Origin of the sequence: Pseudotenacibaculum sp. MALMAid0570 (assembly GCF_040151415.1) — a bacterium.
Taxonomy (GTDB): Bacteria; Bacteroidota; Bacteroidia; order Flavobacteriales; family Flavobacteriaceae; genus Polaribacter.
Genome location: NZ_JBDKWF010000048.1, coordinates 78536 through 93595, shown reverse-complemented (window position 1 = coordinate 93595; position 15060 = coordinate 78536). Strand labels below are relative to the sequence as shown.

Here is a 15060-nt window from a genome sequence, read left to right as displayed (position 1 = left end):
TAGATTAAAACGGAGCCAATTGGTTCATGTTCTTATCAATGGTAGAAATAATTTTATATAAGCTGTTAACACCATCATCACTTGTGGTGAATATAAACTCGCTTGAAGTACTATTAATTTGTTTAAACTCCATGCTTTTAGCCATTTCACCCCATGTTTCTAGCATAGAAACCACTTTTGTTCCTTGACTGTCTCCTAATTGTTTTTGTAGAGATTTAGAGTAGGATTTAAAATCTAAATTCATATACATATACATAGAGTTATTTGCTAAATTCTTAGCTAATGCAGAATTTCCTAAATGATTTGAAGCGTAAGTAGTATTGTTTTTAAATGCATTTACACTTTTCACATCATTTGTAATTAACCCTTTAGAATCATCATAGATAATATATACAGAAGTGCCGGGAACAATTTCCATTTCAAATTCATTTTCCCCTTTCTTAGCTTCAGCAGGCATATTCTTTGCTAACTCTACTAACATTTTATCACTCTTGATATCAAAAGCACATCCCATCAAAGGAATCATTGTACCATCATTAGCTGTATTATCAGAACTATAAATAGTATACACCATATTTCCGCCAACACTTTCAAACATTTCTTTAACGTTAATAGGATATGTTTTTTGAATTTGGTCTAACATTATATCAAATGATTTTTGACTAGAAATCATTTTATAGTATCCATTTGGATTTATAGAAGCACTCATAGAAATAAACCCATTATCAGGAAATAACTTTAATAGGTCTTTGTCGAAATCATTATCTAGAATGTTATATTCATCCATTTGCTTTTGCAACTCAGCATTTGGTTTGTATTCTGTTTTTAATACAATTTTATCAGTTGCAAAATCTAAAAAAGCAGAAAGTTGATTGTCCCTAAGGTCAAAACCAACTTGTTCTTTAAACATATCCATTCCAGGAAAACCTTCTAAGATGTTGGTAGACATCCAAAAGTTGAGATCTTTTGTTTTGCTATAGAACTGATTAAAATCTTCATTAGAAGTTATCTGATCTTTTTCTTCAAGGCTAATCAATTCTTCGATTAAAGTTTTCAAACCTTTTCCACCCTTATAACTTTGAGGAGATGCTAAAATTAGCTTTTCATTATCCCATGCCATTGCCATTTGACTTCCAAAATTTATATGCTTGTAATTTTCAGCCTCTTCTATAGGAAGTTGAACTCCAGATTCTGCTACTAAATCTTTTACAAATTGAGTGAATTTTTCTTCACTATCTACTTCAATAGAAAAACACATGTACATTCCTTGTTGTTCTTTATCTAAAACGAAAAAGAATAAATCTGAGGTTAAATCCAGTCCAGATGATCGAGGATCTTTCATCAAATCATCCATCATAGTTGCAACTTTCTTGTTTTCATTTTTTATTTCAGTATTGAAAGCTTTAAAGAAATTAAATTCTGACATGTCTGTTAATTTTCCTTTAGAGGCAATAGAGTAGATATCTACTGAAGAAACTAAGTTAGTGTCTTTAGGAATCGCTTTTAAACTATTAGGTTTTGAAGAACACGATGCTAAAAACATTGTAGTTAGTACAAATAGCGTTATGCTGAAAAATGTTTTTTTGATTTTTTTCATTATACAATTATTGATTGGTTAATTTTTATTTAGAATAGGAAGATTTGTGATAATAGCAATTTTTAACCACTAAGAAAATTTCTTACCTATAGCTTGTCAAAAGTAAGAAAAATAACATGAAGGAAAAAGCATCATTTTGAAATGATATTAGTTTAATTACTTTTTCTCAACTCCTTCGCAGCCCCAGCATTAAACTCAAAATCGTAATAAGAAATGTGTGAATTAATTGTTCCTAAGGCCCTTTCAATTTGCTTGTAGATTCCCGAGAGACTTCTGTAGTAGTTTAACACCTTCGAATCTCCGGCGTCAAGGTATTTGTGTTTAGTCCATTCTAAAATATCTTCTTCCTCGCTATAAGTTTCTAATTCTCTTAATATCAAGCATAAGTGAAGTAGTGGATTGTTAATTTTAAAATCGTTGACTTCATCGTCAATTAGCAATACGAAAGAGTTTTTATTGATAGTAAACTCAACCCATACATGTCCTAATGCTTTAAACAGAAATTCTTCTCCCAAAACTTTGATGTTAATGTCAAAATCTTGAGTTATCTTTTCTAAAGCTTGTATTTCTGGGTATTTACTCATAATACGATATATGAATCCTTGAAGTTCTATCAAGACAATGAGTTAAAAATCCCTCCTTAGGAGGGATTTAGGGAGGTGTCAATTACCTCTTTATATCACTTGAGTTTCTAAAGAACAACGCATTCACAAAGAATAACTTTCCGTTATCCCAGAAAGATCTAAACAGCACATTGTCTACAAAATAGATAATGCTTCCTCCACCTTTACGCTCTTCTCCAATTAATAAGGATTCTGGAATGTTTTTTACAGCTTTACTTCCTGCAAATCCAGAAACATTGGTAGCATCTTTGGTAAAGTAGGCAACATTTCCTCCGTTTTGTAGATAATCATAAGTACGGCTTCCTAATTTTAAAGAGAAATATTCATTACCATAACCAAACGCTAAAGGATGTGTAGCATCAACTTTCGATTTAAAAACTGCACCAGTAATTAAATTATCGGCGCCTGCTCTTTCTTGATCTGCATACGGAGTCAAATTTGCTTTAGGAGCCTCTTTATTAGCACTTTTTTTACTCTTAAGAGCAAAACCTTTTTTATCAGCAAAACTGCGTAAAGCATTTCCAATTGCAATAACAGTTCCACCGTTTTGCGCAAATTCTTTTACTTTTTCTAAACCGCTTTTATTTAAGACTCTTCCGTAAAAACCATTTGGAATGATTAAAACGTCGTAATTATCTAAATCTACACCACCAAAGTAGTCAGTATCTATAATTGTTATTGGATATTTTAATTGCGTTTCAAAGAAATGCCAAATCTCACCAAAACTTAATGAAGAAGTTCCTTGTCCTGATAAAAGAGCAATTTTTTGTCTGTTAATAGGATTTACACTACTCGATCCAAAATCAACTCCTTTGCTAACAAATCCAGTACTTACAGCAGTTAGTTTTCTGCCATATTTATTGGCCAAAGCAATAAGTTTAGAATCGAAATCTGCCTGACGATTGTCGTGTCGTAAGATCATCAATGTTCCTTTCTTATAGTTGTTTCCTTCAGTTGAGAAATCTTTTTCAGCAAAACGAACTCGTATTCCATGATCTAAAATCTGAGCTAAGAATGTAGCATCCTCTAAGCTATTCCACTTAGCCAAATATGCATAAGAAGATTTGTTAGGCACATTAACAATTACATTGGTGTTTACACCTTTTGATGAATTTACTTTTGTTTTAGAAGCAATAGCTTTAAAACCATGAGCATACGGAATAGACCATGCAGTAATATCATAGGTTAAAGAATCAGATAATTTGGCATTAGGTTCAAATAAAACCTTCACCATTTTCCCTTTAGGTTGATCTGTATGAACTACCAAATCGTTATTAGAAACATTCATTCTAGATTCTTTTTGAGTTTGGTAGTTGTATCCTCTTACTTGTCCTTTTTTAGCATATTCATAATCAATTTCATGTTTGTCTAGCAAATCAATTAAACGTTGAGTTTTGTCTTTGTTTTCATTTTTTAAGACATAACTTTTATACAGTAAACCTCTGTTATCAAAGAATTTTTTGAACTCAGAATTTAATTTTGTTGCATTCTTAGAAGAAATTTCAACAGTAGACAATCCAGTTGTTGTATGATGTGCAACTCTATCTATCAACGTCAATTCATATCCATGATCAGTATCAATTCCCAATCCAGCCATACCATGCCCAGCTTGTTCGTAAGTCATTCCAATTGCTCCCATATAGGTTGGGTAGGTGTCACCATAACTAGGATATAATAAATCGAAACTCTCTTTTGTAAAATACAACCAACCATTTTGATCGAAATATTTCGCATGATTCTTTCCAATTTGAGTTTGGAAGTCACGTTGCCAATCAGAAATAATTTCATGGAAAGGCTCTGCTGCAGGAGCAAAATAATATGGATTATTAATGAATTGCTCATGAAAATCTACATGAATATGAGGCATCCACTTATTATATACTGATAAGCGTTGAGCAGATTCTACTTGAGTGGCCCAAGCCCAATCGCGATTCAAATCAAATAAATAGTGATTTGGTCTACCACTTGGCCATGGTTCTCTATGTTCCTTTGCATTTTGATCGCTGTTATAAGGAGAACTACTCACCTGATTGAACCAGTTTACATAACGATCACGACCATCAGGATTAATACATGGATCTATAATTACTAAAGTGTTTTCTAAATAAGATTTCTTCTCAGTAACCAACTTATATAAGGTGTTCATTGAAGCTTCAGTACTAGAAGCTTCATTTCCATGTACATTGTAACTCAACCAAACAATAGCAATATCATTATTACCGTTAGAAGGTTTTAAACCAGTTTGACCTAAGTTTTTTAAACGAATTTGTTCTAGATTATCAATGTTTTTTTGTGAAGAAACATAGGTAATGTATAAAGGTCTATGTTCATTGGTTTCACCATATTTTTCCATTTCAACATTTCCAAGTTGATTGCTTACATAGGTGAAATATTCTACAACTTTATGATGACGGGTAAATCGTTCTCCAAGTTTATATCCTAAGAATTCTTCTGGAGATTGAATGCTTTGAGCAATAATGGTTGTTGTAAAAAGAATCGAAACAAGTAATAGTATTCTAAATTTCATTGAGTTTATTTTGATGGAAACCAAATGTACAGAATATTATTTTTTGTTGGAAGTTAAATCTTTGTTAGAATAAACAAGGACTTTCGTCTAAGTTTCAAAAAATCGTATTTTTGAACTATGACTACAAACGAAAGCGACTGTCAAGTTTCTACACTAACCACCTTTTGTATTGGTATAAATAAATAACTGCATGAAAGTTACACATATACCATTTCAACAAACCGGCTTCTTTTCTAAAACTATGAAAGACTATTTAGAAAAGAATGAAAGTATTAAGGAATACTATCATAATTTCCCTGATATTGATGGATTTGCCAAGCAAATTGAAGAGAAAAAAGGATTTTCAAAAGAAAATAGAGATGTATTGGTTAAGACTTTGCAAAAGCAATATGAGAATGTGGAAGCTTCTGATTTAACTATTGAGAACATTGAAAGTTTACAGGACGAAAATACATTTACTATAACTACTGGTCATCAATTAAACTTGTTTACAGGTCCTTTGTATTTCTTGTATAAGATTATTTCTACGATAAATTTATGCGAAACGCTTTCTGAAAAATTTCCGAAACAACATTTTGTACCTGTCTATTGGATGGCTACTGAAGATCATGATTTTGAAGAAATCAATTATTTCAATTTTAAAGGAACTAAAGTAGTTTGGAATAGAAATGATGGAGGTGCAGTTGGGAGATTTAACACAAAAGGACTTAAAGAAGTACTTGAAGTTTTTTCTAAACATATCGGCGCTACAAGAAATGCAGAATATTTAAAAAATCTTTTCAAAAAAGCATACATAAATCACCAGAATCTGTCTGATGCTACTTTATATATAGCTAATGAATTGTTTAAGGAATATGGTCTTGTAATTGTGGATGCAGATCATGCAAATTTAAAACAACTTTTTGCTCCGATTGTTAAAGATGAATTGTTACATCAAACCTCTTTTAAAGCTGTTTCTCAAACCATAACTGATTTTGAAAAAGAGTATAAGGTACAGGTAAATCCAAGAGAGATTAACTTATTTTATTTAACAGATACAATAAGAGAACGAATTATATTTGAGGAAGGGACATATTTAGTAAACGATACCGACATTTCTTTTTCTAAGGAAGAGATTTTACAAGAACTAGAGTCCCACCCAGAACGATTTAGTCCTAATGTAATTATGCGTCCTTTATATCAAGAAGTAATCTTACCCAACCTCTGCTATATTGGAGGAGGAGGTGAGTTGGCTTATTGGTTAGAGCTGAAAAATTATTTCAACAAGGTTGAAATTCCTTTTCCTATTTTATTGTTGAGAAATTCTGTTCAGGTGATATCTGAAAAACAAGCAAAAAAACTAAAAAACTTAAATGTTTCTTTAGAGGAAATATTTATCAAACAACATAAATTACTAGCTAAAAAAGTAAAAGAGAATTCTGATATTCAGTTTAGTTTTCAAGATGCGCAAACTTTGTTGGAACAACAATTTGCTGCTTTACAAAGAGTTGCTGAACAAACAGATGTTTCTTTTGTAGGAGCAGTGAATGCACAACAACAAAAACAATTAAAAGGGTTGAAAAACTTAGAAAAACGATTGTTAAGAGCAGAAAAAAGAAAACATTCCGATTTAGTTACTAGAATTATAACTCTACAAGATGAGTTATTACCCAATCAAAGTTTAGAAGAAAGACAACGTAATTTCTCTGAGTTTTATTTAGAGTATGGACCTAATTTTATTTCAACTTTGAAAGAGGCCTTACAACCATTACAACTAGAATTTACTATTTTAGAGGTCTAATTTCCCCTAAGAATGGCCCTTCATAAAGGATTACATCCTAAGAATAAACATAAGCAAGGCTATGATTTTGAAGCATTAATTCAGAAGAATCGTAGACTAAATGCCTTTTTGTTTCAGAATAAATTTAAGGTTCGCTCTATTGATTTTTCTGACCCAAAAGCGGTAAAAGAGCTGAATCGTTCTTTACTAAGGCATCATTATGGAATTCACTTTTGGGACTTTCCAGATGAGAACTTATGTCCACCAATTCCCGGAAGAGTAGATTATATTCATCATCTTTCTGATTTGTTATCACCTCTAAATTTACAAGATGTTAAAGTACTTGATATTGGAACTGGTGCAACGTGTATTTATCCTTTACTAGGAGTAAAAGAATACAATTGGACAATGGTTGCTTCCGACATCGATAGGGATTCTTTGCTATCGGCTCAAAGAATTATTGATAAAAACAATTTGAATGATGTTATTGAACTTAGATACCAAAATAGCAAACAGCAAATTTTAAAAGGTATTCTACAAACAGATGATATGTTTTCGGTAACAATGTGTAATCCTCCTTTTTATAAATCAGCAGCCGAAGCAAAAGGAGCAAACGCTAGAAAGTCTAGAAATTTAGGGAACAATGCTGTAAGAAATTTTGCTGGAAACAATAATGAACTTTGGTATGAAGGGGGTGAAAAAGCATTTTTGCATAACTATTTATATGAAAGTTCTTTATTTCCAAAACAGAGTATTTGGTTTACGTCTTTAGTTTCCAAAAAAGAAAACGTAAAAAGCCTTGAAACATCAGCTAAAAAGTTGGGAGTAAAAACGTTTAAAATAATCCCGATGCATCAAGGGAATAAGGTAACTAGAATTGTAGCTTGGCAATTTTAACTAAAGACAATGTCTTTGATTTTGTATTTCTTGCATAGAAAATAGAGTAGTGTGTATACCAACATGTGTACAAAAACTAAGCAAAGAAATGCATAGAGTGGAACTCCAAATAATTGATAAGGCCAATAGTAGGTCCAAACTCCTAAATTAATAGTGATTACTTCTCCAAAAGCAGGAATAATTAATGATAACCAAAATGCGATGATGAGTTTATTGCTAATAGTTTTATGTTGAATATGTTGAATTAAACCAGATTCTATTCGATATAAAAAATAGAAAGCCAACATCCATGCGAAGGGTAGCCATAAAGGCAATTCTCTAGAGACATCATGATATTCCCAATAGTGATTACTTACTCCCCAATATTCTCCAATGATTCCGCCAAAACCAGTAAGAAGCATACCTATTAAGAGAATCCAATTTTTCTGATGTGGTTTCCATAGATTGATATAGATAACATGAACAATTTTTAAAAGTAAAATGATGGCAATAATGAGGTCGTAACTTTTTAAATAACCAATTACAAATCCAGCAACCGTTAGTTTAAGAATAGCTTTGATAATTTCTATGAGAAATCCTTTAGAGTTGGTAATTGTTATCATCTAAATATCTTGAACCACAAAAATGGCATTTTTATTCAGATCATAAAAACCAAATTCGTGAGTTTTCCATGGAGTGTTTTTACGCAATTTTTCGGGCTTTATAGTTCCTCTTTCTACAAACTCTTGGAAGATGGATAGAATGTCTTTGACAAAAATTTTAATCACAGAACCACCAAGTAAAGGATCCTCTTCAGAATCTGCATGCCATTGTAAATGAATAGATAAGTTTTCTCTTTTCAAAACAGCATACATGTTATCGGTATGAACAGGAGTAAAACCTGTGTATTTTTGATACCATTTGATGTCTCGTTGGATATCTTGAGAGGGTAAGACAGGCTCTATTTGTCGAAAATTAGATTGAGTCATGTTCAAAGATAAAAAAAACCGAAGAGGGGGTTCTTCGGCTTTAAAAAGTGTATAACTTTTTCTTTAGTTAGCAATTCTCCCCACAAATCTTGCTTTTAGTAAACTTAGAATCATGGTTGGAAAGTTTATGTTAATGTTTTGTTAATCACAAATATGGTGCCATAAAAAAACCGAAGCTTTAGCTTCGGTTTTTGTTTGTTGTCTTGTGTATGTTTTATAAGTGAATTACCTCATCATACGCATCAGCTACAGCTTCCATAACAGCTTCACTCATCGTTGGATGCGGGTGAATTGCTTTTAATACTTCATGCCCTGTAGTTTCTAGTTTTCTACCTAATACAGCTTCAGCAATCATATCGGTTACTCCAGCTCCAATCATATGGCAACCTAGCCACTCTCCGTATTTTGCATCAAAAATTACTTTCACAAATCCGTCTGGAGTTCCAGCGGCTTTTGCTTTTCCAGAAGCAGAAAATGGAAATTTTCCAACTTTTAGCTCATATCCTTGCTCTTTAGCTTGCTCTTCAGTTAATCCAACAGAAGCAATTTCTGGAGTTGCATATGTACATCCAGGAATATTTCCGTAATCGATAGCTTCTGTATGTAAACCGGCAATTTTTTCTACACAAGTAATTCCTTCAGCAGAAGCAACGTGTGCTAAGGCTGGTCCAGGAGCAACATCACCAATAGCATAATATCCTGGAATATTGGTTTGATACCAATCGTTTACTAAAATTTTATCTCTATCTACAATGATTCCAACATCTTCCAACCCAATATTTTCAATATTGGTTTTGATTCCTACAGCAGATAATACTAAGTCTGCTTCTAAAACTTCTTCTCCTTTTTTAGTTTTTACAGTTGCTTTTACTCCTTTTCCTGAAGTATCTACAGATTCAACTGAAGAGTTGGTCATTACTTTGATCCCTGATTTTTTGAAAGAACGTTCAAATTGTTTTGAAACATCTTTGTCTTCTAATGGAACTAAATTTGGTAAGTACTCTACAATAGTTACTTCAGTTCCCATAGAGTTGTAGAAGTGAGCAAACTCAACTCCAATAGCACCAGAACCAACTACAATCATTGATTTTGGTTGCTTTGGTAAACTCATAGCTTCTCTATATCCAATTACTTTTTTACCGTCTTGTGGTAAGTTGGGTAACTCTCTAGAACGAGCTCCTGTGGCAATAATGATGTGATCTGCACTGTATTCAGTTACCTTACCATCAGCTGCAGTAACATCTACTTTTTTTCCGGTTTTGATTTTTCCAAAACCCTCAATAACATCAATTTTATTTTTCTTCATTAAGAATTGAACTCCTTTGCTCATTCCTTCAGCTACACCACGACTTCTTTTGATAACCGCTTCAAAATCTTTATCAATTGCTTCAGCTTTTAAACCATATTCGTCAACATGTTTTAAATAATCATATACTTGAGCACTTTTTAGCAAAGCTTTGGTTGGAATACATCCCCAGTTCAAACAAACACCACCTAAGTTTTCTTTTTCAACTACAGCGGTTTTCAATCCTAATTGAGAAGCTCTAATGGCAGTTACATATCCTCCAGGACCACTACCAACTACTATTACGTCGTATTTCATCTTTTAGTTGTTTTATAATTTTACATTCTGTTTGGAACCTGAATTCCTAATAAACTGAATGCCGATTTTATGATGTCAGCTACTTTATGAGATAACTGAACTCTAAATATTTTCTTGTCTTCGTTTTCTTCGCCTAAGATAGAGACATTTTGATAAAAAGAATTGAACTCTTTTACCAAATCATAGGTGTAATTAGCAATTAATGCTGGCGAATAGTTCGCAGCTGCTTGCTGAATTACTTCTGGATACATCTCTAACTGTTTGATTAATTCTTTTTCTTTCTCATGCAGTTCAACATCTAAGATAGCTTTTGAATAGTCAAAATTAGCTTTCCTTAAAATCGATTGTATCCTAGCATAAGTGTACTGTACGAAAGGACCAGTATTTCCTTGAAAATCTACAGAAGCTTTTGGGTCGAATAAGATTCGTTTCTTAGGATCTACTTTTAAAATAAAGTATTTTAAAGCTCCTAAACCAATAATTCTATACAGCTCTTCTTTTTCTTCATCTGAGTATCCTTCTAGCTTTCCTAGCTCTTGAGAAATTTCTTTCGCAGTATTGGCCATTTCTATCATCAGATCATCAGCATCTACAACTGTACCTTCTCTTGATTTCATTTTTCCTGAAGGAAGATCTACCATTCCGTAGCTCAAATGATACAATTGCTCAGCCCAAGAAAATCCTAATTTCTTTAAGATTAAAAACAATACTTTGAAATGGTAATCTTGTTCGTTTCCTACTGTGTATACCATTCCGTTGATATCAGAATAATCTTTAACACGTTGTATAGCTGTACCAATATCTTGAGTCATATAAACAGCAGTACCATCAGAACGTAAAACCAATTTTTCATCCAATCCTTCATCGGTTAAATCACACCAAACAGAACCATCTTCTTTTTTGAAGAATACACCTTTTGTCAACCCATCAGCAATTACATCTTTTCCTAATAAATACGTATTGCTTTCGTAATATAAGGTATCAAAATCTACACCTAAGTTCTTATAGGTAATATCAAACCCATCATAAACCCAACCGTTCATGGTTTTCCATAAATCAACGGTTTCTTCATCACCAGATTCCCATTTACGAAGCATAGTTTGTGCTTCTAACAGAGAAGGAGCTTGTTTTTTAGCATCCTCTTCAGATATTCCAGAAGCAATAAGTTCAGCCATTTCTTTTTTATATTCTTGATCGAACTTCACATAATAATTCCCAACCAATTTATCGCCTTTCAGTCCTGTAGATGTTGGCGTTTCTCCATTTCCATATTTTTTCCATGCCAACATAGATTTACAAATATGAATTCCACGATCATTAATAATCTGTGTTTTGTATACCTTTTTTCCAGCAGCTTTTAAGATCTCAGCAACAGAATATCCTAATAGATTATTTCTAATATGCCCTAAATGAAGTGGTTTGTTAGTGTTAGGAGATGAATATTCTACCATCATCGTATCTTGTGTTTTTGTTACAAAACCATACGAATTGTCTTGATAGATGTTTTGGAAGAAATTGGTGTAGAATATATCAGAAACTACCAAATTCAAAAAGCCCTTCACTACATTGAAACTCTTTATCTCACTAACATGTTCTACTAAGTACTTCCCAAGATCTTCTCCTATTTGTACTGGATTTCCTTTTTTATAACGTAGCATTGGAAAGACAACAACTGTAATATCTCCTTCAAAATCCTTACGAGTGGCTTGAAATTCTACGCTAGGTAGTTCGGTATCAAATAAAGAAGAAAACCCTTCCTTTACTTTTGTTTCAAGTAGTGCTTGAATATTCATTGAATTACTTAAAATTGAAGTGCAAAATTACGTATTTTATTTGTTTTGATAACGGTATTTTTGTGTTTGAATTCGTTGTACTTTTATCACATGGAAAAACGATTGGAGGAATTGCCAAAATTGGCCAAGCAAGCGCTAGCAGAGAATAGAAAATATTTTAAAATGCTAAAAAAGAGAACACCTAAAAATTTAGATGTTGTCATGAAAGAATTGCATGATGAAGAATTTCAGAAAACCGATTGTCTGTCTTGTGGAAATTGTTGTAAAACAACCAGTCCTATATTTACCGAAAAAGATATTCAGCGTATTGCAAAGCATCTGCGGATGAAAGAACGTCAGTTTATAGATCAGTATTTAGAAAGAGATTCTGATGATTTTATGGTATTAAAATCTTCGCCCTGTAGTTTTTTAGATGAGTCTGATAATTCTTGCTTTATCTATGACGTTAGACCCAAAGCTTGTTCTGAATATCCGCATACAAATCGCAAAAAATTTATCCAAATTACAGACTTAACATTGACTAATACCCAGATTTGTCCGGCAACCTATGCAATTATTGAGAATCTAAAAAAACGATTGCCTTTAGAGTACAATAAGAAGGTTAAAAGAAGTTAAAGTTCTTTATAGGGATTTAATTATGTTCTGCATGTAAATTCACTCAAACTATTATATTAGTTTTTTCCTTATTTTAGGGAAAAATTTACACTTTGGACGCTGTATTTAATTACTTTGAAAATATTCCTTCGCTGCATAGAAGTATAATATTAGTTGGAGGAATTACTTTTTTTTGGTTGCTGGAAGGCGCTTTACCATTATTCCGATTCAGATATCATAAATGGAAGCATGCATTTCCTAATTTATTTTTTACAGCCACTACAGTAGTCATCAATTTTGCACTAGCTTTCTTATTATTGAATACAGCCGATTGGGTGCAAGCTAATGATTTTGGAATACTCAATTGGTTGCCAGAAATGTCTACTGGAATGAAGATTGTTCTAGGTGTATTATTATTGGATTTCTTTGGAGCTTATTTGCCTCATTTTGTAGAACATAAGGTCAAACCTTTGTGGATGGTTCACTTAGTGCATCATACAGATCATAAGGTAGATACAACTACGGCAAACAGGCATCATCCGCTAGAGAGTATGATTCGTTTTACCTTTACTTTGTTCGGAGTATTTGTTATCGGAACTCCTATTGCTATTGTAATGTTATATCAATCGATGTCGTTAATCTTTACGCAGTTTACACATGCAAATATTAAGATGTCTAAACGATTGGATAAAATCTTGAGTTATGTTATAGTATCGCCAGATATGCATAAGGTTCATCATCATAATTTGTTGCCTTACACAGATTCAAACTACGGAAATATTTTTTCTATCTGGGATCGTTTGTTGGGTACTTATCTATATCTAGATAGAGAAAAGATTGTGTATGGCGTAGACACTTTTCCGGATGAAAAGATCAATAGCAATCTATGGGAATTATTGAAACAACCGTTTCAGAAGTATAAGAAACCTACTAATATAGATCATCTTTAATGCCTTTTTTTGCTAATTGGAAAGCGTTACTTATTTATTTGCTTGAAGATAAGAATAGTTTTACTCGAGTTGAAGATGCTATTTCTTTAAGTGGAGATTCTATAAGTTTAACCTTTGAAAAGCCTTATTTAGACTCTAAGACTAAAATAGAAGCAATTACTTTAGATACAGGAGAGTTAATTACTTTGAGGTTTAGTAACCCTATCGTACCTGGCTATAATGAGTTTTCTTTTGGAGAATATTTTTATTCATTTCAATTTCAAACTCCATCAGGTTATGGTCCACCTGGATTGGAATACAATGAAATAAATATAAGTGGAATACAATCAATCTTAAGAGAAGGTGTTAAAGGAAAAGAAGTTCAATATTTTAAAGGAGATGTTATTTTGAAATCTGAAGTTCATTTTGATATAAATAATCGTGTGTTTAAATACAAGTATGATTTTACCGACAGATCATTATGGAAAAGACTTTTTAGAAAAAAAATAGATAGTTTAGATGGAGTAGTGGTTAGAGAAATAAATCTAAGTGACTATTTCCCTCCATTACTTGTAGAGTAAATACTTTTCCCTCACTTTTTTAAATTCCTCAATTCCTGTTTTCCAAGTACGTTTGATGTCTTCTTGAGAAACTTTTCCCTCTAGTTGTGATTGTAGTTTGGTTGTTCCTGCAAGTTTGGTAAAAAACGCATTAAAAAAGTTCTTTGTAGTATTTTCTTTACAAGCCTTAATTAACCAGTTTAAATCCAACTCTTTTAAACGTGGAGTATTACGTAAGTCTTCGCCGTAACAAATCATATAAGCGTGCTTAGGGTATTTTGCGCCTTCGTTTGGAGATGGTGTATACGAAAACGGATTTTTATCACTTAAAAAAGGAGAACCGTATATCTGAAACTGCATATCCGTTCCACGACCAGCACTTACATTAGTTCCTTCAAAGAAACATAAACTAGGGTACAAGTTGATGGAAACATCATTTGGTAAATTGGGTGAAGGCTTGATAGGTAAACTGTATTCCGATTGATGTGTATAATTTTGTAACGGAATTACGGTAAGTTTCGCTTGAATCCCATTATTCAACCATTTTTCTCCATTAATCATCTTGGCATATTCACCAATGGTCATACCATATACAATAGGAACAGGATGCATGCCAACAAAACTTTTATGTTCCGGTTCTAAAACAGGTCCGTCTATATAATGTCCGTTGGGATTTGGTCTGTCTAATACAATCACAGGGATTTTAGCTTCAGCACAAGCTTCCATTACATAATGCAATGTTGAAATATACGTGTAAAAACGAGCCCCAACATCTTGAATATCAAAAACAACAACATCAATTCCTTTCAATTGCTCTTTACTAGGCTTTTTGTTTTTCCCGTACAAAGAAATAATAGGAAGACCTGTTTTTTTATCTAAACCATCTGCGATGGCTTCTCCTGCATCTGCTTTTCCTCGAAACCCATGTTCTGGAGCGAATACTTTCTGAATATTGATTTGCAAGCTTACAAGGCTGTCTACAAGGTGAGTATATTTCTTACTCTTATCTCCATTCTTCTCAATAATAACTGAGGTTTGATTAGCTACAACAGCAACTCGTTTCCCTTTTAACTTTTTGAGATACAATTCAGTTCGGTCAGCTGCCGTTTGTATAGTATTGGATGATTTTTGAGCACAAGAACTCAAGTGAATCATTAGAAAAAAAGCAAAGAATAAATACGTACTTTTACGAGCAGTTAAAGTCATGAAA

13 protein-coding genes are annotated in these 15060 nt (G+C 32.6%); 5 read left to right on the top strand and 8 right to left on the bottom strand.

The features are described 5' to 3' along the window. Window positions 1-4 precede the first annotated feature (4 nt). The 3 genes from AAON49_RS08605 to AAON49_RS08595 all read right to left on the bottom strand — a co-directional run bounded on the left by AAON49_RS08605 (window position 5) and on the right by AAON49_RS08595 (window position 4747). The gene (locus tag AAON49_RS08605) at window positions 5-1597 is read right to left on the bottom strand and encodes a DUF4836 family protein (RefSeq protein ID WP_349554111.1); all 1593 of its coding nucleotides are present in this window, start codon (window positions 1595-1597) and stop codon (window positions 5-7) included. Window positions 1598-1749: 152 nt separating this feature from the next. Continuing rightward, window positions 1750-2214, bottom strand: coding sequence for a hypothetical protein (locus AAON49_RS08600; RefSeq protein ID WP_349554110.1), 465 nt, complete (start codon window positions 2212-2214; stop codon window positions 1750-1752). 49 nt (window positions 2215-2263) lie between these two features. Beyond that, a complete protein-coding gene (locus tag AAON49_RS08595) occupies window positions 2264-4747 on the bottom strand; it encodes a M14 family metallopeptidase (protein ID WP_349554109.1) in 2484 nt (827 codons plus the stop codon). A gap of 190 nt (window positions 4748-4937) precedes the next feature. On the opposite strand from AAON49_RS08595, the gene bshC reads away from it, so the two are divergent. After that, the gene (bshC, locus tag AAON49_RS08590) at window positions 4938-6527 is read left to right on the top strand and encodes a bacillithiol biosynthesis cysteine-adding enzyme BshC (protein WP_349554108.1); all 1590 of its coding nucleotides are present in this window, start codon (window positions 4938-4940) and stop codon (window positions 6525-6527) included. 12 nt (window positions 6528-6539) lie between these two features. After that, on the top strand, window positions 6540-7403 hold the full coding sequence (gene rlmF, locus AAON49_RS08585; protein WP_349554107.1) for a 23S rRNA (adenine(1618)-N(6))-methyltransferase RlmF: 864 nt from the start codon (window positions 6540-6542) through the stop codon (window positions 7401-7403). On the opposite strand, the gene AAON49_RS08580 is transcribed toward rlmF, so the two are convergent. From AAON49_RS08580 to argS, 4 genes are all read right to left on the bottom strand, one after another. Further along, entirely contained in the window at window positions 7400-8005 is a 606-nt protein-coding gene (locus tag AAON49_RS08580; protein WP_349554106.1) for a hypothetical protein, read from the bottom strand. The genes rlmF and AAON49_RS08580 overlap by 4 nt on opposite strands. Then, window positions 8006-8371: a VOC family protein gene (locus AAON49_RS08575; protein WP_349554105.1), complete on the bottom strand. Its 366-nt coding sequence runs from the start codon at window positions 8369-8371 to the stop codon at window positions 8006-8008. Window positions 8372-8585: 214 nt separating this feature from the next. Beyond that, window positions 8586-9974 (bottom strand): dihydrolipoyl dehydrogenase, encoded by a 1389-nt coding sequence (lpdA, locus tag AAON49_RS08570; RefSeq protein ID WP_349554104.1) that lies wholly within the window; start codon window positions 9972-9974, stop codon window positions 8586-8588. A gap of 20 nt (window positions 9975-9994) precedes the next feature. Further along, the gene (gene argS / locus AAON49_RS08565; RefSeq protein ID WP_349554103.1) at window positions 9995-11767 is read right to left on the bottom strand and encodes an arginine--tRNA ligase; all 1773 of its coding nucleotides are present in this window, start codon (window positions 11765-11767) and stop codon (window positions 9995-9997) included. A gap of 90 nt (window positions 11768-11857) precedes the next feature. Between argS and AAON49_RS08560 the strand changes: the two genes are divergently transcribed. From AAON49_RS08560 to AAON49_RS08550, 3 genes are all read left to right on the top strand, one after another. Further along, window positions 11858-12382, top strand: a complete 525-nt coding sequence (locus tag AAON49_RS08560; RefSeq protein WP_349554102.1) for a YkgJ family cysteine cluster protein — start codon at window positions 11858-11860, stop codon at window positions 12380-12382. 92 nt (window positions 12383-12474) lie between these two features. Then, entirely contained in the window at window positions 12475-13311 is an 837-nt protein-coding gene (locus AAON49_RS08555) for a sterol desaturase family protein (RefSeq protein ID WP_349554101.1), read from the top strand. Next, window positions 13311-13871 (top strand): hypothetical protein, encoded by a 561-nt coding sequence (locus tag AAON49_RS08550; RefSeq protein ID WP_349554100.1) that lies wholly within the window; start codon window positions 13311-13313, stop codon window positions 13869-13871. Before AAON49_RS08555 ends, AAON49_RS08550 begins: the two co-directional genes overlap by 1 nt. Here the strand turns inward: AAON49_RS08550 and AAON49_RS08545 are convergent. Continuing rightward, on the bottom strand, window positions 13857-15056 hold the full coding sequence (locus AAON49_RS08545; protein WP_349554099.1) for an exo-beta-N-acetylmuramidase NamZ family protein: 1200 nt from the start codon (window positions 15054-15056) through the stop codon (window positions 13857-13859). The genes AAON49_RS08550 and AAON49_RS08545 overlap by 15 nt on opposite strands. Window positions 15057-15060: the final 4 nt, after the last annotated feature.